Here is a 22887-nt window from a genome sequence, read left to right as displayed (position 1 = left end):
TACATGCCACAGGCAACGTCGGTTTCTGCATCGCAGAACAACGCAGCTCACCGCCCCGCCGGCTGGGGCCGGTGGGGCGACGACGACGAACGAGGGGCACTGAACACCCTCGGTCCCGCTGCGCTGACACGAGGGATGGCGTGCGTGACCGAGGGCCGCAGCCTGTCCCTGACCGCGCCGGTCGTCCCCGGTCGCGGTACCGGCGCCGTCGGACGTCCCGACCCGGCCCACTTCATGCTCCGGGACGGCGGCGACTACGCAGCGGGTCACCCGGAACGGGGTGGGTTCGCCTTCGCCGACGACGTCATCCAGATCCCGACTCACGGAGTCACCCACTTCGACGCGCTCAGTCATGTGTGGCGGGACGGTCTGATGTACAACGGCCACCCGGCGTCTGCGGTGAGCAGCCGCGGGGCAAGGCGCCTCGGCATCGAGACCGCCGGACCGGTCGTGACCCGAGGTGTCCTGGTCGACCTGGTCCCGGCGGCGGCCTCGTGGCTGCCGGGCTCCACCTCGGTCGGGGTCGACGAACTGCGGGCGCTGCTCGACCGCACGGGCGTGACGCTCGAGTCCGGGGACGCCCTCCTCGTCCGAACTGGCTGGCTTGAGGCCTGGCAGCAAGGACAGAACACCGATGGCGTATGGCCCGGGCTGGACGCCGACTGTGCGGAATGGCTGTCCGAACAAGACCTCTCCGTGCTCGGCGCGGACAACATCGGGGTGGAGGCCTATCCGTCGTCGGATCCCGAGTGCCAGGTGCCGCTGCACCTGGCATTGCTGCGGGGACATGGGGTGTTCTTCTGCGAGTTGATGGCACTGGCCGAGCTCGCTGCGAGCGGCCGCTCGACGTTCCTGTTCGTCGCCAACCCCTTACCGGTGGCCGGCGGCGTGGGCGGACCGGTGTGCCCGGTGGCGATCCTGTGAGGGCGCGACGCACCAAGACGGTCGATGTGCAACCGACCGGCAAGGGCGAGTACTCGTTCGAGGCCCGTCTCACGGACCGCGCCTTCGGCGGCGACTACGGCGGACCGTCGGACACCGTCATCCACGACATCGAGATCACCGGGCGGCTGCGCGGTCCGGAACTGACCGTCGTCTCGCTTACGGTCACCCCGCACGAGCTTCCGTACCGGACGTGCCCCACGGTCGCGCCGGCAGCCGCTGCACTTGTCGGCGCGTCATTGCGCAGCGGCTGGCGCAAGACCGTGCTCGCACACCTCGGCGGAGCAAAGGGCTGCACGCACATGACAACGTTGCTGCTCGGCCTCGCGGAGATCACGACGCAGGTCATCTTCCTGGAGATGAACAGCACGACGGAGTGCACTCGGGAATCCCGGACCGACGGCAGGTGGCTCGACCGGAGCCTCGAGGTCGAGCCGAATCTGCTCGACGTCTGCTTCTCCCTGCGTCGGGACTCGCCGGTGATGATCCCCGTCCTGGATCGGCGTTCCAGCATGGGAAACAAGGACGAGAGCTAGCTCACGCCGCGGTCTAGCGTTCCGGCCAGTTCCCCTCCAGACCGGGAGTGCCCAATGCTCGACGTCCGCTCGGCCATGCGCCGCTCCGCCCAGTTCCACGCCGATCTTCCCGCTGTCACCAGTGGTGAGGACACTCTGACCTACGCCCAAGCGTGGGACCGCGGCCTGCGACTCGCCAACGGCCTGCTGGCGATGGGACTTCAGCCGGGCGACCGAGTCGCCGTGCTGGAGGACAACTGCTTGGAGGCGGCCGACTTCTACCTCGGCACTGCCATCGCGAACCTGGTGCGTGTGCCGCTGTACCGGCGGAACTCCGGAGAGGCGCACCGCCACATGCTGACGCACACTCAGTGCCGAGCGGTCGTGGTGTCCCCTGAGTACGCCCACGAACTCCACGGTCTCGCGGAGGAGATCGACGGACTGCAGGTCATCGTCCGCGACGAGAGCTATGAGCCCTGGCTCGCCTCGCAGTCGAACGAGGACCCCGACCCGCCGATCGCACTCGACGACGTCTTCGTCATCCGGCACTCAGCCGGCACCACCGGCCGTGCCAAGGGCATCGCGTACACGCATCGGGCGTGGACGTCCACGACCCGCGACTGGTTCTACATGCTCCCGCCGGTCGAACTCGGCGACAGCTGCCTGCACGTGGGCCCGATCTCGCACGGGTCCGGCTACCTGTTCCTGCCGATCTGGCTCGGTGGCGGCCGGAACGTGCTTGCTCCGAAGTTCGAGGGCGAAGGCTTCCTCGACGTGCTGCGTCAGGAGAAGATCGCGTACTTCTTCGCCGTGCCGACGATGGTGGCGGACATCGTGAGCCGCTGCGGCGTCGCCCCGCAGGATCTCCCCGACCTCAAGGTCGTCATGATCTCCGCGGCGCCGATCAGCGCGCGGACCGCACTCGACGGCCATGTCGTCTTCGGCGACCGGATGTACCAGATGTACGGGCAGACCGAAGCCGTGCCCGTCACCTTCATGGGCCCGCGTGAGTGGTTCTCCGAGCTTCCCGGTTCCGACCCCCTCCGAGCGGCCGGCCGCATTACGCCCTTCGCCGAGCTTGAGATCCGGTCGGAGGACAACCTGCCGGTGCCGATCGGCAAGGAGGGCGAGATCGCGATCCGGTGCGAGGGCCAGATGACCGGGATCTGGGACGACGAGGAGCTCTCGGCCCGCCGCCTCAAGGATGGGTGGGTGCTCACCGGCGACATCGGCCGATTGGACGCCAACGGATTCCTCTACGTCATCGACCGGGTGGACGACATGATCGTCTCCGGCGGCTTCAACATCTGGCCGGCCGAGCTCGAGCAGGTCATCGTCATGATGGACGGAGTCCGCGAGGTGGTCGTCTTCGGCGTCCCGCACGAGAAGTGGGGCGAGGCACCGCTCGCCGTCGTGGTGACGGACGGCCGGTCGGCCCTGGACGAGGAGACCGTCATCGCCGCCTGCCGCGACAAGCTGGGCTCGTACAAGAAGCCCCACCAGGTGGTGTTCCAGACCGAACCCCTGCCGCGCAGCATCGTCGGCAAGATCCAGCGCAAGGTGCTCCGCGAGCCCTACTGGGCCGGCCACGAGCGCCGCGTCGCCGGGTCCTGATCAGGCCTTGCGGCCCATCGACCACATCTGGGCGGCCTGCTCGGCGCGGAGGGCGGAGTGCCAAGGGAGCTGACGGGACTCGTTCTGTGCGCGGAAGGTCTGCATCGCGGCGCGGACGAGCTCGGGGTCGGTGCACCGCTTCGCGAGCTCCAGGCCGCGGGCGTCGACCTCGTCGTCGGGCAAGGCCTCCCATGCCAGGCCGAGGTCGACCAGCTTCTGCCCCACGACCTCTTCGCCGAGCAACGTCATCGCGACGGAGGTCTGCGGCCCGGCGATCTTGTCGAGCAGCATGAAGTGGCCACCGCCGGGATGCAGGCCGATCCGCAGGAACCCGGAGAGCAACTTCGTCTCGTGGGAGACGACGCGGACGTCGGCGGCGAGCGCGAGGTTGACACCCGCGCCGACGGCGGGACCACGCATACATGCGATGACCGGGACGTCGACCGTCCCGGCGGCCACGAAGCACTGGTAGACCTTGTTCAGCGCGGCCAACACCTCGGGATCGGTGGGGTTCTCCCGCGCCGCCGCGAGCAACGGCCGGGCTGCGCCCGAGCAGAAGGCGCCGTTCGCGCCGCGCAGCACGAGGGCCGCGACTCCCGGGCTGTTCTGCACCTCCGCAATCGCGTCCAGGAACGCCTGCGCGGATTCACCGGTGAAGGCGTTCCGCGTCTTCGCGTCGTCAAGCGTGACGATCGCGACGGTGCCGTCGACCTCGAGGGTCACGTTCATACTTGCTTCCTTCCGACGTCCCTGCCGACCCGGTAACCGCGTGGTCCCGCTTCGGCCAGCACGCTATCGGCGGCGCCGAGCTCGTCCGCGCTGGGCATGGGTGACCGGACCGCGCCGGACGTGTCGACCCCGAGTCGGTGCAGGTGCTGCGCGAACTCCCCGGCCCCCGCGGCGAGCTCCAGCAGGGTCGGCTCTTCACCCAGCCGCGCAGTCCCCCACCGCGTGACGAGCAGAACCTCCGCGTCGGGGTGCGGGGCAGCGGTCACCGCGCTCACGCGGCTCACGATCCGCTCCGGACGAGTGCCACCGTGCAGGAGCACCAGCCGGCGGGCCCGGACGGCCACGTCCGCCGAACCGCCCCCACCCGCCGATCGGAACGTGGTGCCCTCACCGAAGGAGTTGACGCAACCGCGCAGGTCGACGGTGGCCGCGTCGAGCAGGACCGCGTGCAACCGCGGCACCATGCCCAGCAGATCGAAGGTCGAGCCCCGCCAGCTCATGCGATCGGCGTAGCTGTCGTAATCGGTGCTGCTGCTCGGCATCTGCTGTGGCGTGAGAGTGATCGCGGCGCCGGCCTCGTAGAACTCGACCACACGACGGCCCTGGCGGCGAGCGGTACGCACGGTGAGGATCGGCCAGTTGAACCCGGCGAACACCGAGGCGCCGTCCGGGACCCACCGCGCAGCCCGGGCCAGGAACGCAGCTGTGTCCGTCGCCGGAGACACCAACCGGGCCGCAGCGGACGTAGTCATGGTGTGCTCCTCAGGGTCTGGCGCCAGGCCGCGCGCCCTTCCGCCGTCCCGGCCACGGTGGAGTAGACGGCATAGGCAGTGGGATCCCGCGCGTACCGGCCCGCGGCCCCGTCCGGCCGGACTGCTCCTGGTGCATGCACCACGCTGCTGACCAGGACACCCGGGATGGTGGCCGGTCCCTCCCCCTCACCGATCTCTTCCGCCACAAGGACGGTCCGTCGCGCGGCTTGCGCGGCGACCAGAACGTCCGCCAGCGGCGAAACGACCCAGCCGCGGCCGTCCTCGGTCGCAGAGTCCACGTGGAGGAACGCGACGTCCGGGGCCAGCGCCTTCACCACCGTCGCACTGCCGAACTCACAGCGGATCTCGGCGAGCATCCCGCCGCTCCGCGCGAGGTAGTCGGTACGACTCAGGTCGCTGGTCGTCGTGAACGGCACGTCCGCGGCGGCCGCCGTCAACGCCGAGCACAGCGCACCGAACGACAGCTCCGTGATCGTCAACCACCCTTCCTGTGCCCCTCGCTGGAAGTGTTCGGTGCGCGCCGGTCCGACCGGGTTCCAGCAGTGCGAGGTGACGACGTCGGTGGTGACGTTCTCGGCGATCAGCTCGTCCAGCAGGATTCCTCCGGACGCCGCAACGATCCGCAGTCCGCGACGACGGACCCGGATCATCTCGTGCCCGACCGCGAAGAGCTGGGCTCCGAAGTTACCGAGGTACACGCAGGCGCGATCGGGCACGGAGGCGACGGCCTCGGGCAGAGAGACGATCACCTAGAGAAGGATCGAGATCTTGCCGTGCGGGTTCAACGCGAAGTGGTCGACGATCGCCTTGCGGTACTTGATCCGCAGACCCGCGTCCGTGACCACGAGCACGTACTCGTACCGCCCGACGTAGGTCACGTGCTCGCGCCGGATCCGGCTCACCATGAAGTTCGCCGCGACCATCAACTCGTCACCGGCCGTGCTGTCGATCCGGACGTTCGAGATGAAGCGGCGGGTGCGCGACCGCGGCTGCTCGGCGTAGGCCTGCAGCTTCGTGAGCCGGATTGCCCGTTGTTCGATCATCTCGCGGTGGTCGTGGATGAGCGAGAACGTCTGGCCCGGGTCCTCGTTCGGTCGATCCGGTGCGGGAATCTCGTACACCGCGTCGTCGGTGAGCAGCTCCAGCCACTCCATGAGCTCCCAGGAATCGAGGAGTGCAGCCTCCCGGTAGAGAAAGTCCTCGACGTCGGCGCGCGCGACCGCGGCTGCGCGCCCGTTGTCCAGCGCGGGGTCCACCGACCCGAGTGTCGCGCCCATCAGGAGCTCACCTTCGCCTTCTCCGAGATCGGTCCGAGCAGCTGCGCGTACGACTCGCCCTCCTCAGGCAACTGCTCGCCAGTGACAAGGAAGTTCCACCGACGCCAGAACGTGCGCATCTGCAGCTCGTCGAAGGTCGTCGGCCGCGGCTTCCCGAACCCCTTCGAGATGTCCGACCACGGCACTTCCTTCGAGGTGGCGAAGCCGATCTGACACTGCTCCAACGCCTCGACGTCGTCGGGCGTCGCCAGTCCTCCGGGCCCCCAGAAGGTCAGCGCGTTGTCGATGCGGTAGCCCTTGAGCTCGTCCCCGACCTCGGCCGGCGAGATCTGCCACCCGGTGATGGCCGTCTCGGTCGGGGACAGCGGGAACATCGTCCGGATCTGGATGCCGAAGTTCAGGTCGACGATCACCAGGTTCGGGAAGACGATCGTGTTCCGGCTCGTGTTGAGTGCGCGGCGGGTGTACTCCTCACCGAGGCGCTCCACCATGCGCTCGCGGTGAGCCGCCACCAGCTCCAGTCCACGCTCGCTGATCAACGGACGGCCCAACTCCGGGAACCACGTTGTGGCGTGACCGTTGCCGAGGTTGATGCCGTAATCGGCGACGACCGCGCCGTCGCCACTCTGCTTCACGAGGCTGGGCGTCATGCCCAGGCTCATCATCATCTCGACGTAGGTCTGGTGCACGCTCATGCCGTGATAGCCGTCGCAGCTGTTCTCCATGAGCAGTTTCCAGTTGGCCTTCATGGAGTAGTGGTGCGCGCCCTTGACCACGGCCATGCCGGACTCGGACTGGTTCGCGACCAGGTCCAGCAGTTCCTTCGCGTCGGCCAGGTAGTCGGTCAGCGGCTCGACGTCCGGGTTGTAAGAGAGGAAGTAGAACCCGCTGTAGCTGTCGAGCTTGGGCTGCACGAGACCGTGCGATTCGCGGTCGAGGCTGGAGTAGCTGTCCGCGTCCGGGACACTGACCAACGAGCCGTCGGTGCCGTACGCCCACCCGTGGTAGAAGCAGGTGAAGATCTTCGCGTTGCCGAAGTCCTCGCGACAGACCTGCGCACCCCGATGCCGACACGTGTTCAGCAGGGCTCTGATCTGGCCCTTGCGGTCCTTGGTGAAGATGATCGGCCGGCCGCCGACCTGCCGCGCGATGAAGTCGCCCGGCTTGTCGAGTTCCGACTCGTGGCCGAGGTAGAGCCACACCTTGTCGAAGAACTCGGCCTTCTCGGCCTCGAGCACTTCCTGGGACAGAAAGACGTCGCGGTGCACACGGAACGTGCCGGCGACACGATCCTCCTGGACGAATCTGGGCTGCAGCTTCACGTCAGGATCCTTCGACGATGTGCGGAAGTGGCGGGCGCCGGTCGGACACCCCGGCGAGGGCCGCGGTGGCGGCCGAGATCTTGCCGTCACGGAAGAACTCCGCCAGCAGCGGATTCACGACATCCGGGCGGTCCGTCTGAGCCTGGTGGCCGGCGCCGGTGACGTAGAAGAACTGGACGTTGGGCAGGGCGTCCTCCTGCTCGCGGCCCGTCTCGACCGGAATGATCCGGTCGTCGACCGGATAGATGCAGATTCCCGGCGTCGTCATCTCTGTCAGCCGACCGCGCGTGACGTTCACCTGACGCAGATTCAGGTCCTTGGCCACATTGACGGCCTCCTGCGCATCCCAGAACGCACGGAAAGGTTCCATGTTGCGGGTCGCGTGGGCGATGCGCATGTCGAGAACCTCGTCGGTAATGTGCTCGTCGTTGTTGATGATGAGCTGCATCAGCTTGAACATGCCCTCACGGGTGCCGTCCCAGGCGTCCGCGGGGTTGAAGTTCAAACGCTGGATCGGGGCGGCGTCCCCGAACCCGCCCGCAATGACGGCGAAGCTGCGAACCCGGTCCGGGTGCGCGATCAGATAGTTGATGGAATTGATGCAGCCCATCGAGTTGCCGGTGATGTGGAACGAGTCCATACACATCGCGTTCACGAACTGGTGCAGAAACTCGGTGTGGTCGTAGAAGCCGTTGCGCGGCCAGTAGTCCTCGCGCAGGTCGGACAGGCCCCAGCCGGGCATGTCCGGCGCGAAGACCTGGAATCCACGCTCGGCCAGGTACGTCCCGGTGTTGCGGAATCCGGCAGCCCCCGAGGACCCGATGATCCCGCCGTGGAGGGCGAGGACGGGGATGCCGTCCCGGCCCCAGCTCAGGTAGTGCGCACGCGACCCGTTGGCCAGCCGCACGTAGCGGCTCTGCGCACCTTCGATCTCCAGCAAACCTTCACTCGTCAGCGCCATGGGCGGAAGTCAACTCCGCTTCCGCTCGGTGCGGATGCCCGCGTTCCACGGGGTGAAATTCCGCCCTCGGCAGCGTTTCCCCTCCCAGCACCCTGACGGGGTGCGCATCGACTTCCACACCCATGTCGCTCCCGCCGGCCTCCCCGATCTGGCCACCGAGCACGGGGACCCCCGCTGGCCGGTGTTCCGCGTCGACGGGAGCACGGGGCGCCTCTGGCAGAACGGGGTCGAGGTGCGCACCGTGCCGGAGGAGGCGTGGTCAGTGTCCCGCCGCCTGGAGCACATGGACGCCGTAGGCACCGACCATCACGTGCTCTCCCCGCTCCCACCACTCGTCGTGGACTGGGCGGACCCTACGCTCGCCACGGAGTTCTGCGCACGAGTCAACGAAGGCATCGCGGCGATGGTCGCGGAGGCACCGTCACGGCTGAGCGGACTCGGCATGGTGCCGCTGCAGGACGGGGCCCGTGCGGTCGCGATGTTGGAGGCGGCACACGCCGCCGGCTTGCGGGGGGTCCAGATCGGGACGCGGGGCGGCGATGCCGAACTCGATGCTCCCGCGCTGCGTGACTTCTTCCGCCGGGCGGCCGAACTGGAGATGGTCGTCTTCGTCCACCCGTTGATCCTGGGCGCGTCGGTGCCGTGGACGGACCGTATCCGCGGGCTGCCGCTGGCTTTCGGCCTCGGCATGACCACGGACACCGCGATCGCGGCGGCGGCCCTCGTGCTCGGTGGGGTCACCGCCGAGTTGCCGAACCTGCGGGTCTGCCTTGCACACGGCGGTGGCACGTTCGTCTGGTCGACGCCCCGGACCGAGCACGCCTGGGCGATGACCTCCGACGTCCCGCTGTCGGAACTCGTCCGCAACATCTGGGTCGACAGCGTCGTGTACGCGCGCGACAACCTCGACTACCTGATCGCCCGCGTGGGCCGCGATCGGGTGGTGTGGGGGACCGACTATCCGCTGCCGGCGGCAGCCGAGCAGACCGGAGAGCTTCTGAAGGGCTTGCCCGACGACGTGGCCGAGCAGGTGTCGGGCGGCAATGCCGCCCACCTGCTCGGCCTCTGACGTCCGGGTCCGGTCAGCTGGTCCGCACGGGCACGTTCCGAATGCCCTGAGTCGGCCAGATCGTGCGCCCGACCTCGCCGCTGAGCTCGAAGTTGCCGAACTCGGTCAGGAACTCCTCGATGGCAACCGCGAGCTGCACTCGACCGAGGTCCGCCCCGACGCAGTAGTGCGTGCCGAACCCGAAGCTCACCGAGCGCGTCACCGGGCGGTCGAGGATGAAGCTGTTGGCGTCCTCGAACTGCTCCTCGTCGCGCGCAGCGGCGGCCCACACCAGCGCAACCTGTTCGCCGGCCTTGATCTGACGGCCGCGGATCTCGACGTCCTGCACGGCCTGCCGCCCCAGCCCGATCAGCGGCCCGTAGAACCGCACGATCTCCTCGACCGCCCTGGGGATGAGCTCTGGTTCGGCGCGCAGGCGGGCCGCATGCTCCGGGTGCGTGGCCAGGTGCAGCAGAGCCTGTCCGAGCGAGTTCGACGACGTGTCGTGACCCGCCGACGTCAGGAGCATGTAGTACCCGTGGATCTCCGGCTGGGTCAGCGGTCGACCGTCCACGCGTGCCTGCAGCATCGCGCTCATGAGGTCGTCTCCCGGGTTCTCGCTCTTATCCTTGATCTCGCGCGTCACGTACTCCGACACGGCGTTCGAGACTTCGAGGATCAGCGGGAGGTTGCCGGTGGAGAAGGCCGTGACGATGTTCGAGGTCCAACTGCGGAACTCCGCCCACATGTCCTCGGGCACGTTGAGCGCCAGGCACAGCGCTTCGCCGGCGAAGGGCTGGGCGAACTCCATCGACGCGTCGAACTCGGACTTCCCTCGCAACGGCGCGATGAGGTTGCGGGCCAGCTCGCGGAACTGCGGCACCATCCCCTGGATACGCGGCTTGGCCAGGAAGGGCGTCAGCACCGAGCGATAGGCGGTGTGCGCCGGCGCGTCGGACTGAAGCGGTAGCCAGGGGAAGCCGAGATCAAGGTGCGGCACGGTGAACTGCGGCGCAGACGAGAAGACGGCCGGGTTCTTGCAGGCCTTGACGACGTCCTCGTGCTTCGTGAGCGCCCAGAATCCGCCGAAGTCGTTGCTCCACGCCACTGGGCAGCGGCCGCGCATGTCCTGGAAGGTTTGCGCGTACGTCCCGTCGGGGTCGGTGACGAGCGGGCTCCAGTCACTGGTCCTGTCGGTCATGGTTCACCAATTTCGTGAAGGCCTAGAGCCCGTGGCTCCGGCAGGCGGTGGCGATCTGGTTGGCCGCCCAGCGCAGCTCATTGGCGACCTGTCGGCGGACAACTTCGTTCGTACGCGTCGTCAAGGACAACGCGGCAATCGGCTCCTCGGTTCCGGCGCGGAGCACCGGCACAGCAACGCAACGCAGTCCGAGTTGGCACTCCTCGAGGTCGTACGCGACGCCCGTCTCGCGGATCTTCCTGAGGTTCTCGCGAAGCAGGTCGGGGCGGACGAGTGTGCGGGGGGTGAGTTGACGAACCGGTTGGGCGAGGTTCGCGGTGATCACATCGGGCGAGGAGAACGCAACCATCGCCTTGCCCACCCCGGTGCACATGGCGGGCATCCGGCCGCCCACCCGGCTCGGAGTCGAGACGCTGCCCGGTCCGTGCAACTTCTCGACGTACAGGACCTCCGTGGCCTCCTCCAGCACGGCGAGGTGCACAGTGGCGCGGGTGGTGGCGTAGAGATCCGCCATGACCGGCACCGCCGCCTCGCGCAGGCTCCGCGGCCGGCAGTCCGGCACCAGGCTGCCGAGTTCGAAGAGCGCACGCCCCAGCATGTAGCGGTTGTCGTGGCGCTGGACGAAGCGCCGCTCGACGAGAACGGCGAGCAGGCGGTGCGCTGTGCTCTTGGAGAGGCCCGTTCGGTTGGCGATCTCGGTGACGCCCAGCACGGCGCCGGCCCCCCGGAACGCCTCCAGGACTGCGATGGCCTTGCCGGCGCTGCTGCCGAAGTCGTCGTCGACGCGGCGCGTCGACGACCGCGGCTGAAGTGCAGTGGTCACCCTGGCTCACCTCTTCGTAGGCAGGGTCGTTCGGGCTGATGTTTCGGGCAGGTGGTGTCAGCTTCACGCAGGCAACGAGCCCACGGGGAAGGTCGTTCCGCCAGGCGGTACTGCGGGCGGCACGGAAGGTGCCACGGCGACAACCTGAGGCCATGACAAGCGCCTCCGTTACCGAACTCGAGATCATCGTGCGTTCTGTCGCCGACGATCTTGACCAGGCTGCCCGGCTCGGAATTCCCACCGCGCCGCCCATCAGCCGTCACCCCGAGCTCGACCTCGACGCCGCATACGAGATTCAGCAGGCGAACATCCGCCGTGCACTGGCTCGAGGTGACGTACGCGTCGGGCACAAGATTGGCCTGACCAGCCTGGCGATGCAGCAGCAGTTGGGAGTCGACTCCCCCGATTTCGGGGTTCTGCTGGGATCGATGCAGGTGCCGAACGGCGGGACCGCCGGCCAACTGCTCCTGCAACCCCGCATCGAGGCCGAGATCGCGTTCCTGCTGGGAGCCGACCTCGACAAGCCGAATCTGTCTGTCGACGACGTGCTCGCCGCCACCAGCAAGGTGATGCCGGCGCTGGAGATCATCGACAGCCGAGTCGCAGGCTGGAAGATCGGCCTCATCGACACGGTTTCGGACAACGCAAGTTCGGGGGCCTTCGTGCTGGGCCCGCCGGTGGACCTCTCCACCGACCTGCGCGATGTCGAGCTCGTGCTGACCTGTGACGAGGGCGTCGGACCGACGGAGGTCGGCCGCGGCCGCGGCAGTGCCGCACTCGGTCACCCTGCGGAGTGCGTGCTCTGGCTGGCGCGTGAACTGGCCGCGCGTGGCGAGGTCCTTCGCGCGGGGTCGGTCATCCTCTCGGGTGCGCTGCACGCCTCCGTACCGGTCGGCCCGGGTCAGGTCTTCGCGGTCACCTCCTCCCTCGGCACCGTCAGCGTCCGCTTTCCCGGGGTCGAGGCGTGACCCCGTCGTCGGAGCTGCGCTGCGCCGTGGTCGGGTCCGGCAACATCGGTACCGACCTCATCGCCAAGCTGCTGCGCACGCCCGGCCTGGAACCCGCCGCCCTGATCGGCATCGATCCCGACAGCGAAGGGCTGACCTGGGCCGCGGCGCGGGACGTCGTCGCCACCGCGGACGGTGTCGACTGGCTGCGCCGCCACCACGACGAGGTGGATCTGGTGATGGAGGCGACGAGCGCGGGCGCGCACCGCGCGAACGCGACGCTCTACGCCGAGCTCGGGCTGCAGTGCATCGACCTGACCCCGGCCAAGCTCGGGCCCGGTTGCGTACCGCCGGTGAACCTGAACGTCGCGCTCGACGCCCCGGACATCAATCTGATCTCCTGCGGCGGCCAGGCGACGATCCCCGTCGTCGCCGCAGTCGGAGCCGTGACGCCGGTGCCGTACGCGGAGATCGTGGCGACGATCGCCTCGAAGTCGGCCGGGCCGGGAACGCGGGCAAGCATCGACGAGTTCACAGTCACGACCGCCGGGGGCGTCGCCGAGATCGGCGGCGCGGAACGGAGCAAGGCCGTCATCGTTCTGAACCCGGCCGACCCGCCCGTGCTCATGCGGAACACGGTCTTCTGCGCGGTTCCGGCCGACGCGGATCACGACAAGATCGTCGCCTCGATCGAGGAGATGCAGAGCCGAGTGGCGGAGTACGTGCCTGGCTACCGACTGACCGCGGCCCCCTCGTTCTCCTCCGACGTTCTCCGCTTCCCGGGCTGGTCGTCGGACGTTTCGCTGAACCGCCTCGCGGTGAGCATCGAGGTCGAGGGTGCCGGCGACACTCTGCCCACCTACGCGGGGAATCTCGACATCATCACCTGCGCCGCGGTTCGTCTCGCGCAGGAGATCCGCGCACACCGACTTCAGGGGGCTGCCGCATGAGCGCGGTGTACCGACTCGGCCGGGAGACCGCCCCGTCGCCCGTGCACACGCAACAGGTTCAGGCCGCGGCCGACTTCGGCGCGGGCGGGATGGCAGGCATCGAGGTCACTCTCGTCGACAGCACCCTGCGCGACGGGAGCCACGCGGTGAACCACCAGTTCACCGTGGAGCAGGTGCGTGCTGTCGCCGCGTCGCTGGAGGCCGCGCGGGTTCCGGTCATCGAGGTGTCCCACGGCGACGGGCTCTCCGGCTCGTCGCTGGTGTACGGCCTCTCGGGCACGGATGAGTACGACTTGATCCGTGCGGCCGCCGAGGTCACCACCGACACCGCCCTCGCCGTGCTGCTCCTGCCCGGAATCGGGGTACGCCACGACCTGGACCGGGCGCAGGAGCTCGGCGCCTCCGTCGCCCGCATCGCCACGCACTGCACTGAGGCGGACATCGCCGACGTCCACATCCGCCACGCCCGCGACCGAGGCATGCTGACGGTCGGCTTCCTGATGATGAGTCATATGGCGACGCCCGCAGTGGTGGGAGCGCAGGCGCGGATCATGGCCGACTCCGGTGCCGAAGTCGTGTACGTCGTCGACAGCGCGGGCGCGATGCTGCCGGGTGACTTCGCCGCCCGGGTCCTGGCAATCCGCGACGCGACCGACGATTCCGTGCTGGTCGGCGTTCACGCGCACCACAACCTCGGTCTGGCGGTGGCGAACAGTCTCGCTGCCGTGCACGCCGGCGCCCGCTGGGTGGATGCCTGCGGCGTCGGTCTCGGTGCCGGAGCAGGCAACGCGCCACTGGAGATGATCGCGGCGTCGTTCGAGCGCGCCGGGATCGGCACCGGCGTCGACGTCCGCGCAGCGATCGACCTGGCGGAGGACGTCGTCCGACCGGTGATGGCGCGTCCGGTCCAGGGGGACCGGCCCAGCGTTCTGCTCGGGTACGCCGGGGTCTACGGCTCGTTCCTGATCCACGCCGAACGGGCGGCCGCCCAGTTCGGGGTTCCGATTGCGGACATCCTGCTGGAGATCGGACGCCGCAAGGCGGTCGGCGGCCAGGAGGATCTCATCGTCGAGGTTGCCGCCGGGCTCGCCGCGGCGCGTGCCGCTGCTCCCGTCGGATGACCGCCTCCTCCTGGACGCTCGACGGGCTCGGCGAGGCCTTCGAGTCCCAAGTCCGCGCGCACTGCGAGTCCGGACCACCTTCCTACGAGGTCCGCGTTCATCGTCTCGACCGTCTCGGGGCCGCCCTCTCGAAGCACGCCGACGCGCTGGTCCGCGCGATCAGCGCCGACTACGGCAACCGGCCTCTCGCCGGCGCCCTCGCAGCCGAGGTGCTGCTGCAGCTCGAAGAAATCCGCACGACGAAGAAGAACCTGCGCGCCTGGATGGCCCCTCGCCGCCCCCAGCCGCGATACTTCCGTGCCGCCGGTGTCGACGCCTGGGTGGAACCGACTCCGCTCGGCGTCGTCGGAGTGATCTCCCCCTGGAACTTTCCGGTCGCCCTGGCGATCCAGCCGACGATCGCGGCCCTCGCCGCGGGCAATCGGGTAGCGATCAAGATGTCCGACCTGACGCCGCGCACGGGCGAGGCGTTGCGTCAGGCGATCGCCGAGCACTTCGACCACGACGAGCTCACGGTGGTCACCGGAGGCCTGGAGATCGCGACGGCGTTCGCCGCGCTCCCGTTCGACCATCTGTTCTTCACCGGCTCGCCGGCAGTGGCAAGACAGGTACAACGCGCAGCCGCCGAGCACCTGACGCCCGTCACCCTCGAGCTCGGTGGGAAAAATCCCTCGGTCGTGGCTCCGGACGCCGATGTCGCGGCCGCAGCCCGCCGAGTCGTCGCGGCGCGACTGGCCAACAGCGGCCAGCTCTGCCTGAGCCCGGACCATGTCTTCGTCCCCCGAGCGAAGGAGCGGGAGTTTCTCGCGGCCGCAGAATCAGCTTGTCGCCACGCGTTACCGACGTTGGCCGAGAACCCGGACTACTGCACGATCGTCAACGATCAGCACTACCGCCGGATCACCGCACTGATCGAAGAAGCGCGGGCCCAGGGCGCCGTAGTGCGGGAAGTTCTCCCACCCGACGAGCAGCGTCCGCCTGCGTCCAGCCGCCGAATCCCGTTCACGCTGGTCACCAACACCAAGCCGGACATGCGGCTGATGCAGGAGGAGATATTCGGTCCGGTTCTCCCGGTTCTCCCCTACGACTCGGTCGACGAGGTCATCCGCCAGGTCAACGATCAGCCACATCCGCTTGCCGCGTACTGGTTCGGCCCGGACTCGGCCGAGTTCCGCCGGTTCGTGGCCCGGACCCGCAGCGGCGGAGTGACCCGCAACGACTTCGCACTCCACGCCTCAGTCGCGGGCCTTCCCTTCGGCGGGGTCGGCCAGAGCGGTACCGGCTACTACCACGGACAGTTCGGCTTCGACACGTTCAGCCACCTGCGCTCGGTCGCGGTCTCTCCCGAAGCCTTCAGCCCGGTCTCCATGCTTTCCCCGCCCTTCCACCCGCGGCTGGAGAAGGCACTGCGACTGACCATCAGGGTCTGCGGCCGACGGTTCCGCCGACTCGCTTCCAAGGAGATCACCCCATGACCCGTTCGACCGCGCTCGTGACCGGCGCCGGAGCCGGCACCGGCCGTGAGTACGTCAAGCTGTTGCTCGCGGAGGGCGCGACCGTCGTTGCCGTCAGCCTGCTCAAGACGGAGCTCGACGATTTGGCGGAGGAGATGGCGGCCGGCGACCGGCTCGTCATTCACCAGGCCGATCTCTCCGAGCCCGACGCCGCGGAGCGGCTCGTCGAGTGGTGCGACGAGCAGAGCATCGTGGTCGACACGTTGATCAACAACGCCGGCTTTGCCGTCTACGGGATGCCCACCGAGGTCGACCTGGATCGCGTCGAGACGATGATCGGGCTGAACGTCGTCACCTGTCTGAAGCTCTCCGTGCTCTTCGCGCGCCGGATGCGCGAGCGGGGCCGTGGGCGAATTCTCGTCATGGGATCCACTGCGGGCATGGCACCGACCCCGCGCCTGGGGGCCTACTGCGCCACGAAGGCGTTCACCAACACCTTCGCGTGGAGTCTGGGTGCGGAACTGCGCGGCACCGGGGTGACGATGACCGTGGTGACTCCCGGAGGATTCCGGTCGAAGTTCGCCGACACCGCCGGCGTCTCCGGTCCGGCCCTGCTCACCAAGGTGTACGAGCGGGAGAAGCTCGACGCCGCCAGCGTTGCCCGCAAGGCTTTCGCCGCCATGCGCGCCGGGAAGCCCACCGTCACCGTCGGGTCCTCGGGACAGGTCGCCAAGTTCCTGAGCCGGATCGTTCCACCCACCACGATGGCCCGGCTGCTGCGCAGCATGTGAAAAGGGCTGAGCTTGGTCCGGAGAACGTTCCAGCGGTCGGGAAATAAAGGAGTGGTCGCTCCTTATCGGCCTTAGCCTCGGCAGATGACGAGCCCACAATCCCGGACCTTCACCGCTCGACTGCTCCTGTGCACCGGACCTGCACTGATCTTCGCGCTGATCGTGGCGTTGATCCCGCTCGCCCATCTGATTCCTCCACCAGCACCGACCAAATCGCCCGAAGAGATCGCGGACTTCTTCGCGTCGAACACCACAGGAATGCGCCTCGGTTGCGTCGTCATGATGGTGTTCTTCACCTTCTTCGCGACGTGGTCCGCGGTGATCATCGCGATGATGCGCCGCATGGAAGGACCGGTCCCGGTGCTGACCTACGCGGCCCTCGCGTGCGTCGGCGCCGGCACGGTGTTCTTCACGATTGCCCCACTGACCTGGGCCGTCGCGGCATTCCGACCCGGTGACTACGCACCCGAGACCGTACGTGCGCTCAACGACTGGGCCTGGTTCAGCATTCTCTTCAGCTGGCCACCTTTCGCCATCTTCTGCACTCTCATCGCGGTCGCGGTCTTCACCGACCGCAATGGTCTGCTCCCCCGCTGGGTCGGCTACTACAACCTTTGGGAGGCAATCTTCCTCGTCCCGTTCGCCCTGATCGCCTTCTTCAAGACCGGGCCGTTCGCCTGGAACGGACTGTTTGGGTTCTACCTGCCGACCGCATCCTTCTGTGTCTGGATGGCAGTGATGAGTTGGGCCTTGTGGCCGGCCACCAAGTTCCGATCACCGGAAACTTTTAAGGAGCGGCCACTCCTTAGTGTCTAGGCTCGCCCCATGATTCGACGCTACGTAGACATGGATGCGCCGTCGCGCGAGAAGTTGGCCGTCTTCCTGCTCACCGCCTTCCTGCTCGGGTGGATCGGCGTGTGCCTGATCATCCAGGGCTGGCAGATCAACCACCACGGCTACGGCAGCGGCATCACCAACCGCGGGCACCTGCCGGACGAGGTCGTCGAGCGATTCGGCGGCACCCCCGGCATGACGAAGGAGGAGCTGATGGAGCTGACTAACCGATGAGCGAGGCGCTGGCGGAGACCGCTCGCATTACCGCAACTCTTGGCGTACTCGGGCTGCTGCTCGTGCTGTGGGCGCTCGTCCTGCCCAACTTGACGCCGTGGCCCAGCACCTTCACCCCCACCCAGGCCGAAGCAGAACGCAAACGGGCGGAGCGCTACGCCCGGCTGCACCGCTCGTCGTTGCGCGTCGACATCATCTTCTTTGTCTGGCTCATCGTCGAAGGCGCCGTCCTCGTCCCCGTTCTCTTCCTGAAGTACGGACTGCAGTGATGACCGAGACTCTGAGTTCCGCCCAAGCCCAATCTCTCACCGAGGCCGAGGAGTTGGCCCAAGCCCAAGCTCAGGCCGATCGGGGCGACCGCTGGTTCATCAGCGGCTGCGTCGTCTGCGGAACATGGGTGCTAGGACCCATCGGCGTGTTCATGCTGCTCTACGGAATGCTGCAGATGAAACGAGCGGAAGCCCGCGGGGCACACATCCGGCCATGGGCGATCACGTGCATCGGCGGCTTCATCCTCGTCGACACCTCGGTGAACTTCTTCGCCTGGGGCATGGACTTCTTGTGGGCGCATGACTCGACCATCGGGTCGTCATTGTGGATCGACTATGGCCGTCTCGTCGACGGCGGCTACATGTACGACTACAACGTCGATCGCATCGGCGGCGTCGCCGACAACGGCGAGAAGGCCGTTCAACTCGGCATGGTCCTCATGGGTATGCCGATCAAGATGGTCGCTGCCTGGGGATTCCTGCGAATGAAGCAGTGGGGTCTTCAGTGGACGCTCATTGCGTACTGGATGTACTTCGCCTTCTGGATGGTTTACCTGACCAACATGATGCAGGACTTCCCGCTGCGTTTCGGTAGCTCCGACTACGGCGTGATCGGGTTCTGGCTCCTCGTCAACGTGCCATTCCTCGGCCCGCTCGTGCTGTTGCCCTACCTGCACACGGTTCGACGGGATCTTTGGAAACCATGAGAGTCTTCCGCCGCTCGGGCGAGGTTCGGACCCGCACGGAACCTCCGCTGGGCTTCACCGACCATGACAGCCGAACACACTTCTCCGATGTGGCCGGGTTGGACCACATCGTCGCGGAGCTCCGCGACCTCGTGGACTACGTCTCTGACCCGGGCCGGTTCGAGCGACTGAACGCCCGTCCACCACGGGGCATTTTGCTCCATGGCGAACCCGGATGCGGCAAGACGCTGCTCGCCCGCGCGCTGGCCGCCGAGATCAACGTGCCCTTTTACTTCGTCTCAGCGACCAGCTTCGTAGAACGCTTCGTCGGATTGGGCGCGTCCCGCGTACGCGAGGTCTTTGAGAACGCCGCGGCCGACGCCCCCTGCATCGTCTTCCTCGACGAACTGGACGCCGCGGGGCGGCGACGCAGCGACGGAGACGGCGACCGGGAGTTCGACCACACGCTGAACCAGTTGCTGGTCGATCTCGACGGGTTCTTCAGCGCCCCTGGAGTGGTAACCCTGGCCGCGACGAATCGCCCCGAGCTACTGGATCCCGCATTGATCCGGCCGGGCCGGTTCGACCGGAAGATTCGGGTGCCACTTCCCGACCTCGACGGCCGGCTCGCAGTTCTTCGGCTCCACGCGGCCACGCGCCCCGGCGCGGCCGATCTCGACTGGGCAACCGTGGCAGCGAAGACCGAAGGTCGCTCGCCGGCCGAGTTGGCAAACCTCGTCAACGAGGCGGCGCTGCTCGCTGTCCGAGCCCGGTGCGAGGCGGTGCGCTGGGTACATGTCGAGTTGGCGCTGGAGCGAATGGACGCGTGGGACGTCGTGCATTGAGAGCCGGGCTGGGACATCGGCCGGGCGGGTCCGGACGCCGGAACGATGCACGTCGTCCGGACCCGCGGTGCTCGACGCTGGTCGTGGTTCACCGCGACGAAGGGACAGCACGATGACCAAGATCCGCGCCTGCCGCGTCTCCGACCTGCCCGACGGCTCGTGCCTCCGGGTCGAGTGCGATCCGCCGCTCGCGGTGTACCGGGTGGGTGGCGAGTTCTTCGCCACGGCAGACACCTGCACACACGAAGAGTGGTCTCTCGCCGAGGACGGCGAGATGGACGGCTACGAGGTCATCTGCTGCCTGCACCTCGCCCGCTTCGACGTCCGCACCGGCGAGGCGACCGCCCTGCCGGCCACCGTGGGGCTCGAGACCTACCCGGTAGAGGTTTCCGGGGACGACGTGTGGATCAAGTACGGCGACTGACAAGTAATGAGCGCCGTTCAATTGCTACCTGACTGAAAATTTGCCAGCAACACTTGTCAAGTGACAAAATCCACGGCTAGCTTCTTGTCATGAGCCAAGCGCGGATGGCTGAGCTGCTGTTCGAGGACGCCGAGCCCCTGGGCACTCGGGAGCGGCTGTTGGTCTCCGCGGTGCGAGCCTTCTCCTCGCAGGGCTACGACGGCGTCAGCGTTCGGGAGATCGAACGGGCCTGTGGCGTCAACCGCGGTCTGATCGCGTATCACTTCGGGTCGAAGGAAGACCTGTGGCGGGCGTGCGTCGACCTGCTGATGGCCAAGTTCCACGACGAGATGGTGCGCTATCGCCCAGTGCTCAGCGTGGTCTCGCCGGCCGAGCGGGCAAAGGTCTTTCTCAAGCTGTACGTCGGATTCGCGAGCAGGCACCCGGAGTTCTGGCGCCTGCTCATGGTCCACGGCAACGACCCCGTCCGCATGGCGGAGGTCGCCAAGGAATTGCGCAAGTCCATCGAGTTCTTCGGCGAGGTCACCGGCACGGCCGGCGTCGCCTCGCCCGAGGAGCACGCGATGGCCTGCTTCTTGTTCATGGGCGCGGCGTCGAGCATCTTCGCCGTTCCCTCGCTCTGCCAACAGCTGTACGACGTCGACCCCCGCGACGCCGACTTCATCGAGCGGTACACCGAGGTCGTGGCCTCCTTCGGCTTCTTCGACCCCGGCCCGTTGGGAGGCAAAGCAACGTGACCACCACCATCACACCCACCGCCCCGCTGAGCACCGCCCCGCTGAGCACCGCCCCGCTGAGCACCGCCCCGCTGAGCACCGCCCCGCTGAGCACCGCCCCGCTGAGCGCCACCCCTACGACTGAGACTCCGACCGTCCGCCCCAGCAAGCTCGACGACACCATGTCGTCCGTGGCCAAGGCCCTGGCGATCCTCGAGGCCATGGCCCTGTCCGACGGCCGATCGATCGGTGTCTCCGACATCGCCAATGCGACCGACATGCCGAAGAGCACGGCGCATCGCCTGCTGAAGGCAATGGAGCAGCGCGGCTTCGTGGGCAGGGACGGCGCCAAGTACAAGGTCGGCGTTCGTTCCCTGCAGCTGTCCTCCGTCGCGCGCTTCTCACAGTACGCAGTTCTGATGGACCACGCGATCCCAGCGATGGAGTGGCTCTTCGAACGCACGCACGAGACCGTTCACCTCGGAGTGCTCGACGGGACGCACACCCTGTACCTGGAGAAGGTCAACGCACGCGGAGGATGCCGGATCAGCACGCGTGTCGGCCGATGGGTCCCCGCCGAGCACACGCCCATCGGTCGCGTGCTGCTGGCCTACGGCGACCTCGCTGACGAACCGCCCCTCAATCGCCAGGCATGGATCTCCGCGGTGCGCACGAAGGGCGCGCTCGCCGGTCGGCACTCGACCCAGCCGGAGTTCGTCGGTGTAGCCGCCCCGGTTCGACTTGCCTGCCGTGACTTCTCGGTCGCCGCCCTGTCCGTCGACGGGCCGGCCAATCGATTCGATCCGGTGCGACACGCCGGCCTCGTGCAGGAGGCGGCGGCTCGCCTGATGCGTCGCGCCGCTCCCTACCTCGAGGGGACGGCCTGACGTCAGCCGTCCGGCGGTGCCATCGATCGCATCAATGACCGATGTCGGCCCCGACGTACTGCGTGAAAACGTCCTCGCCGGCGAGCTCGCTCGGCTCGCCGGCAAATGCCACCTCGCCTCGGTTCAGCAGATACACGTAGTCGGCGACCTCGAGGGCACGCGTGACGTACTGCTCGACGAGCAACAGGCTGCAGCCCTCATTGCGCAGCCTGGCCAGGAAGTCGAAGATCTCGTCGACGATCTTGGGCGCCAAGCCCATCGAGACCTCGTCCAGCAGCACCACTTTCGGGTGTTGGACATAGGTCCGGGCGAGGGCCAGCATCTGCTGTTCGCCACCGCTCATCGTCCCGGCGACCTGGGACAGCCGTTCACCGAGGCGCGGGAAAGCCTCGACGGCGCGCTCGATCGCACGTTTCTCCTCGCCCCGAAGCGACTGGAGAATCAGGTTCTCCTGGACCGTCAACGACGGGAACACACCACGGCCCTCGGGCACATGGCAGATCCCGCGCGTCACCAACTGGTGCGGGCTGGAGCGAGTGACGTCGGTGCCGTCCAGGACCAGCTGGCCACCGGTGGCAGGCAACAACCCTGACGCGACACGCAGCAGCGTCGTTTTCCCGGCACCGTTCGCTCCCAGCATCGCGACAACTGAACCTTCCGGCACCAACAAGTCGACCCCGCGTAGGACGGTGGTCCCGCCGTACCCGGCGACGATTCCCTTCAGCTCCAGCATCAGGCGGCCTCGCTGCCCAGGTAGGCGGCCCGCACGATCTCGCTCTCCCGGACCTCCGCCGGGGTGCCGTCGAAGATCGGTTGGCCGAAGTCCATGACATACAGGTAGTCACAAACGCTCATCACCAGCGCCATGTCGTGCTCGACGAGCAGGATGCCCACTCCGCGGTCTGCGATCAGGGACCGCAAGATCTGACCGAAAACGACAGTCTCGGCCTTGTCGAGGCCTGACGACGGCTCGTCGAGCAACATGATGCGGAAACCTCCCGCGATGCACCGCGCGAGCTCAACGAGCCGACGCTGCCCCGTCGACAGGTCCGCGGGCCGTCGATCGGCGAGAGCCTCGATGCCGCACTGTGCCAGCGCGGACTCGGCTGCCTCCCGGACTTTCGCGGCGTCCGAGCGCGAGGACCGGAGGTGCCGGAGCGGACGGCTCCCCGCCATCCCTCCCTCGCGGCCGAGGGCCACGTTCTCGCGCACCGAGAGCGAGTCGAACAACTCCATCCGCTGGAACGTCCGTCCGATGCCGCGCTGCGCACGCTGGTGCGGCGCCTCATCGGTTATCTCGTCACCGAAGAACGAGACGCGTCCGCCCGTCGGCCGCAAGAGTCCCGTGCAGGCGTTGAAGGTCGTCGTCTTGCCGGCGCCGTTGGGTCCGATCAGTCCGATCAGTCCCCTGGGGGGAGCGGTCAACGAGATCTGGTTGACCGCGGTGTGCCCGCCGTACTTGACGACGAGCTTGTCCACGACCAGTCCGCCGGCACCGGCGGGGTTGCCACCCTGGTAATCCAT

General features: G+C 67.7%; 28 protein-coding genes. 17 read left to right on the top strand and 11 right to left on the bottom strand.

Annotated elements, in window-relative coordinates; genetic code table 11:
- Positions 1-135: 135 nt before the first annotated feature.
- The 3 genes from ABD401_RS03885 to ABD401_RS03875 are packed head-to-tail and all read left to right on the top strand — an operon-like array spanning position 136 to position 3071.
- Complete coding sequence (locus ABD401_RS03885; RefSeq protein ID WP_344601798.1) at positions 136-924, top strand: cyclase family protein; 789 nt, start codon at positions 136-138, stop codon at positions 922-924.
- The gene (locus ABD401_RS03880; protein WP_344601796.1) at positions 921-1478 is read left to right on the top strand and encodes a DUF2889 domain-containing protein; all 558 of its coding nucleotides are present in this window, start codon (positions 921-923) and stop codon (positions 1476-1478) included. Before ABD401_RS03885 ends, ABD401_RS03880 begins: the two co-directional genes overlap by 4 nt.
- Positions 1479-1532: 54 nt before the next feature.
- Positions 1533-3071: a class I adenylate-forming enzyme family protein gene (locus ABD401_RS03875; protein WP_344601794.1), complete on the top strand. Its 1539-nt coding sequence runs from the start codon at positions 1533-1535 to the stop codon at positions 3069-3071.
- Here the strand turns inward: ABD401_RS03875 and ABD401_RS03870 are convergent, their stop codons facing one another.
- From ABD401_RS03870 to ABD401_RS03845, 6 genes are read right to left on the bottom strand one after another with little or no spacing between them, the layout of a single operon-like run.
- On the bottom strand, positions 3072-3800 hold the full coding sequence (locus ABD401_RS03870) for an enoyl-CoA hydratase-related protein (RefSeq protein WP_344601792.1): 729 nt from the start codon (positions 3798-3800) through the stop codon (positions 3072-3074).
- Complete coding sequence (locus ABD401_RS03865) at positions 3797-4552, bottom strand: co-chaperone HscB (RefSeq protein WP_344601790.1); 756 nt, start codon at positions 4550-4552, stop codon at positions 3797-3799. Before ABD401_RS03865 ends, ABD401_RS03870 begins: the two co-directional genes overlap by 4 nt.
- Complete coding sequence (locus ABD401_RS03860; protein ID WP_344601787.1) at positions 4549-5322, bottom strand: CoA-transferase; 774 nt, start codon at positions 5320-5322, stop codon at positions 4549-4551. Before ABD401_RS03860 ends, ABD401_RS03865 begins: the two co-directional genes overlap by 4 nt.
- Entirely contained in the window at positions 5323-5850 is a 528-nt protein-coding gene (locus ABD401_RS03855; protein ID WP_344601785.1) for an aromatic-ring-hydroxylating dioxygenase subunit beta, read from the bottom strand.
- Positions 5850-7172 (bottom strand): aromatic ring-hydroxylating oxygenase subunit alpha, encoded by a 1323-nt coding sequence (locus ABD401_RS03850; RefSeq protein ID WP_344601783.1) that lies wholly within the window; start codon positions 7170-7172, stop codon positions 5850-5852. The genes ABD401_RS03855 and ABD401_RS03850 overlap by 1 nt, the downstream gene beginning before the upstream one ends.
- Position 7173: 1 nt before the next feature.
- On the bottom strand, positions 7174-8133 hold the full coding sequence (locus ABD401_RS03845; protein WP_344601781.1) for an alpha/beta fold hydrolase: 960 nt from the start codon (positions 8131-8133) through the stop codon (positions 7174-7176).
- A gap of 100 nt (positions 8134-8233) precedes the next feature.
- Here ABD401_RS03845 and ABD401_RS03840 point away from each other — a divergent pair, with 100 nt between their 5' ends.
- Positions 8234-9202, top strand: a complete 969-nt coding sequence (locus tag ABD401_RS03840; RefSeq protein ID WP_344601779.1) for an amidohydrolase family protein — start codon at positions 8234-8236, stop codon at positions 9200-9202.
- Positions 9203-9215: 13 nt separating this feature from the next.
- On the opposite strand, the gene ABD401_RS03835 is transcribed toward ABD401_RS03840, so the two are convergent.
- Positions 9216-10382: a cytochrome P450 gene (locus ABD401_RS03835; protein ID WP_344601776.1), complete on the bottom strand. Its 1167-nt coding sequence runs from the start codon at positions 10380-10382 to the stop codon at positions 9216-9218.
- A 22-nt stretch (positions 10383-10404) separates the two neighbouring features.
- Entirely contained in the window at positions 10405-11205 is an 801-nt protein-coding gene (locus ABD401_RS03830; protein WP_344601774.1) for an IclR family transcriptional regulator, read from the bottom strand.
- Between the two features lie 152 nt (positions 11206-11357).
- On the opposite strand from ABD401_RS03830, the gene ABD401_RS03825 reads away from it, so the two are divergent.
- The 12 genes from ABD401_RS03825 (at position 11358) to ABD401_RS03770 (ending at position 20497) form a co-directional block, all read left to right on the top strand.
- The gene (locus tag ABD401_RS03825) at positions 11358-12173 is read left to right on the top strand and encodes a 2-keto-4-pentenoate hydratase (protein ID WP_344601772.1); all 816 of its coding nucleotides are present in this window, start codon (positions 11358-11360) and stop codon (positions 12171-12173) included.
- Positions 12170-13102: an acetaldehyde dehydrogenase (acetylating) gene (locus ABD401_RS03820; RefSeq protein WP_344601770.1), complete on the top strand. Its 933-nt coding sequence runs from the start codon at positions 12170-12172 to the stop codon at positions 13100-13102. Before ABD401_RS03825 ends, ABD401_RS03820 begins: the two co-directional genes overlap by 4 nt.
- Positions 13103-13191: 89 nt before the next feature.
- A complete protein-coding gene (gene dmpG, locus ABD401_RS03815; protein ID WP_344602313.1) occupies positions 13192-14223 on the top strand; it encodes a 4-hydroxy-2-oxovalerate aldolase in 1032 nt (343 codons plus the stop codon).
- Positions 14220-15698, top strand: a complete 1479-nt coding sequence (locus ABD401_RS03810; protein ID WP_344601768.1) for an aldehyde dehydrogenase family protein — start codon at positions 14220-14222, stop codon at positions 15696-15698. Before dmpG ends, ABD401_RS03810 begins: the two co-directional genes overlap by 4 nt.
- Positions 15695-16468: an SDR family NAD(P)-dependent oxidoreductase gene (locus ABD401_RS03805; protein WP_344601765.1), complete on the top strand. Its 774-nt coding sequence runs from the start codon at positions 15695-15697 to the stop codon at positions 16466-16468. Before ABD401_RS03810 ends, ABD401_RS03805 begins: the two co-directional genes overlap by 4 nt.
- An 84-nt stretch (positions 16469-16552) precedes the next feature.
- Positions 16553-17284, top strand: a complete 732-nt coding sequence (locus tag ABD401_RS03800; RefSeq protein ID WP_344601763.1) for a hypothetical protein — start codon at positions 16553-16555, stop codon at positions 17282-17284.
- Between the two features lie 9 nt (positions 17285-17293).
- The gene (locus ABD401_RS03795) at positions 17294-17536 is read left to right on the top strand and encodes a hypothetical protein (RefSeq protein ID WP_344601761.1); all 243 of its coding nucleotides are present in this window, start codon (positions 17294-17296) and stop codon (positions 17534-17536) included.
- On the top strand, positions 17533-17805 hold the full coding sequence (locus tag ABD401_RS03790) for a hypothetical protein (RefSeq protein WP_344601759.1): 273 nt from the start codon (positions 17533-17535) through the stop codon (positions 17803-17805). Before ABD401_RS03795 ends, ABD401_RS03790 begins: the two co-directional genes overlap by 4 nt.
- Positions 17805-18512: a hypothetical protein gene (locus ABD401_RS03785; protein ID WP_344601757.1), complete on the top strand. Its 708-nt coding sequence runs from the start codon at positions 17805-17807 to the stop codon at positions 18510-18512. Before ABD401_RS03790 ends, ABD401_RS03785 begins: the two co-directional genes overlap by 1 nt.
- On the top strand, positions 18509-19336 hold the full coding sequence (locus ABD401_RS03780; protein WP_344601755.1) for an AAA family ATPase: 828 nt from the start codon (positions 18509-18511) through the stop codon (positions 19334-19336). Before ABD401_RS03785 ends, ABD401_RS03780 begins: the two co-directional genes overlap by 4 nt.
- A 112-nt stretch (positions 19337-19448) precedes the next feature.
- Positions 19449-19760 (top strand): non-heme iron oxygenase ferredoxin subunit, encoded by a 312-nt coding sequence (locus ABD401_RS03775; RefSeq protein ID WP_344601753.1) that lies wholly within the window; start codon positions 19449-19451, stop codon positions 19758-19760.
- An 89-nt stretch (positions 19761-19849) separates the two neighbouring features.
- Positions 19850-20497 carry a TetR/AcrR family transcriptional regulator gene (locus ABD401_RS03770; RefSeq protein ID WP_344601751.1) on the top strand — a complete coding sequence of 216 codons (648 nt, stop codon included), beginning with the start codon at positions 19850-19852 and terminating at the stop codon, positions 20495-20497.
- Here the strand turns inward: ABD401_RS03770 and ABD401_RS03765 are convergent.
- Complete coding sequence (locus ABD401_RS03765; RefSeq protein ID WP_344602311.1) at positions 20421-20660, bottom strand: pentapeptide repeat-containing protein; 240 nt, start codon at positions 20658-20660, stop codon at positions 20421-20423. The two genes, ABD401_RS03770 and ABD401_RS03765, sit on opposite strands and share 77 nt — an antisense overlap.
- Here ABD401_RS03765 and ABD401_RS03760 point away from each other — a divergent pair.
- Positions 20659-21363, top strand: coding sequence for an IclR family transcriptional regulator (locus tag ABD401_RS03760; protein WP_344601749.1), 705 nt, complete (start codon positions 20659-20661; stop codon positions 21361-21363). The genes ABD401_RS03765 and ABD401_RS03760 overlap by 2 nt on opposite strands.
- Before the next feature lie 31 nt (positions 21364-21394).
- Here ABD401_RS03760 and ABD401_RS03755 read toward each other — a convergent pair whose 3' ends face one another.
- A complete protein-coding gene (locus ABD401_RS03755) occupies positions 21395-22096 on the bottom strand; it encodes an ABC transporter ATP-binding protein (RefSeq protein ID WP_344601746.1) in 702 nt (233 codons plus the stop codon).
- Positions 22096-22887, bottom strand: coding sequence for an ABC transporter ATP-binding protein (locus ABD401_RS03750; RefSeq protein WP_344601744.1), 792 nt, complete (start codon positions 22885-22887; stop codon positions 22096-22098). Before ABD401_RS03750 ends, ABD401_RS03755 begins: the two co-directional genes overlap by 1 nt.

Origin of the sequence: Sporichthya brevicatena (assembly GCF_039525035.1) — a bacterium.
GTDB classification, from domain to species: domain Bacteria; phylum Actinomycetota; class Actinomycetes; order Sporichthyales; family Sporichthyaceae; genus Sporichthya; species Sporichthya brevicatena.
The sequence above is the reverse complement of the archived record's forward strand: the minus strand, read 5'-3'. Positions and strand labels throughout refer to the sequence as shown.

Excerpts from the sequence above, each read along its gene's own strand:
- ABD401_RS03765 (WP_344602311.1), bottom strand. The coding sequence starts at position 20,660 with ATGGTGTCGTCGAGCTTGCTGGGGCGGACGGTCGGAGTCTCAGTCGTA.
- ABD401_RS03810 (WP_344601768.1), top strand. The coding sequence starts at position 14,220 with ATGACCGCCTCCTCCTGGACGCTCGACGGGCTCGGCGAGGCCTTCGAG.
- ABD401_RS03755 (WP_344601746.1), bottom strand. The coding sequence starts at position 22,096 with ATGCTGGAGCTGAAGGGAATCGTCGCCGGGTACGGCGGGACCACCGTC.
- ABD401_RS03790 (WP_344601759.1), top strand. The coding sequence starts at position 17,533 with ATGAGCGAGGCGCTGGCGGAGACCGCTCGCATTACCGCAACTCTTGGC.
- dmpG (WP_344602313.1), top strand. The coding sequence starts at position 13,192 with ATGGCAGGCATCGAGGTCACTCTCGTCGACAGCACCCTGCGCGACGGG.
- ABD401_RS03800 (WP_344601763.1), top strand. The coding sequence starts at position 16,553 with ATGACGAGCCCACAATCCCGGACCTTCACCGCTCGACTGCTCCTGTGC.
- ABD401_RS03845 (WP_344601781.1), bottom strand. The coding sequence starts at position 8,133 with ATGGCGCTGACGAGTGAAGGTTTGCTGGAGATCGAAGGTGCGCAGAGC.
- ABD401_RS03825 (WP_344601772.1), top strand. The coding sequence starts at position 11,358 with ATGACAAGCGCCTCCGTTACCGAACTCGAGATCATCGTGCGTTCTGTC.
- ABD401_RS03805 (WP_344601765.1), top strand. The coding sequence starts at position 15,695 with ATGACCCGTTCGACCGCGCTCGTGACCGGCGCCGGAGCCGGCACCGGC.
- ABD401_RS03795 (WP_344601761.1), top strand. The coding sequence starts at position 17,294 with ATGATTCGACGCTACGTAGACATGGATGCGCCGTCGCGCGAGAAGTTG.
- ABD401_RS03770 (WP_344601751.1), top strand. The coding sequence starts at position 19,850 with ATGAGCCAAGCGCGGATGGCTGAGCTGCTGTTCGAGGACGCCGAGCCC.
- ABD401_RS03875 (WP_344601794.1), top strand. The coding sequence starts at position 1,533 with ATGCTCGACGTCCGCTCGGCCATGCGCCGCTCCGCCCAGTTCCACGCC.
- ABD401_RS03760 (WP_344601749.1), top strand. The coding sequence starts at position 20,659 with ATGTCGTCCGTGGCCAAGGCCCTGGCGATCCTCGAGGCCATGGCCCTG.
- ABD401_RS03775 (WP_344601753.1), top strand. The coding sequence starts at position 19,449 with ATGACCAAGATCCGCGCCTGCCGCGTCTCCGACCTGCCCGACGGCTCG.
- ABD401_RS03870 (WP_344601792.1), bottom strand. The coding sequence starts at position 3,800 with ATGAACGTGACCCTCGAGGTCGACGGCACCGTCGCGATCGTCACGCTT.
- ABD401_RS03750 (WP_344601744.1), bottom strand. The coding sequence starts at position 22,887 with ATGGATTACCAGGGTGGCAACCCCGCCGGTGCCGGCGGACTGGTCGTG.
- ABD401_RS03855 (WP_344601785.1), bottom strand. The coding sequence starts at position 5,850 with ATGGGCGCGACACTCGGGTCGGTGGACCCCGCGCTGGACAACGGGCGC.
- ABD401_RS03835 (WP_344601776.1), bottom strand. The coding sequence starts at position 10,382 with ATGACCGACAGGACCAGTGACTGGAGCCCGCTCGTCACCGACCCCGAC.
- ABD401_RS03865 (WP_344601790.1), bottom strand. The coding sequence starts at position 4,552 with ATGACTACGTCCGCTGCGGCCCGGTTGGTGTCTCCGGCGACGGACACA.
- ABD401_RS03885 (WP_344601798.1), top strand. The coding sequence starts at position 136 with ATGGCGTGCGTGACCGAGGGCCGCAGCCTGTCCCTGACCGCGCCGGTC.
- ABD401_RS03785 (WP_344601757.1), top strand. The coding sequence starts at position 17,805 with ATGACCGAGACTCTGAGTTCCGCCCAAGCCCAATCTCTCACCGAGGCC.
- ABD401_RS03780 (WP_344601755.1), top strand. The coding sequence starts at position 18,509 with ATGAGAGTCTTCCGCCGCTCGGGCGAGGTTCGGACCCGCACGGAACCT.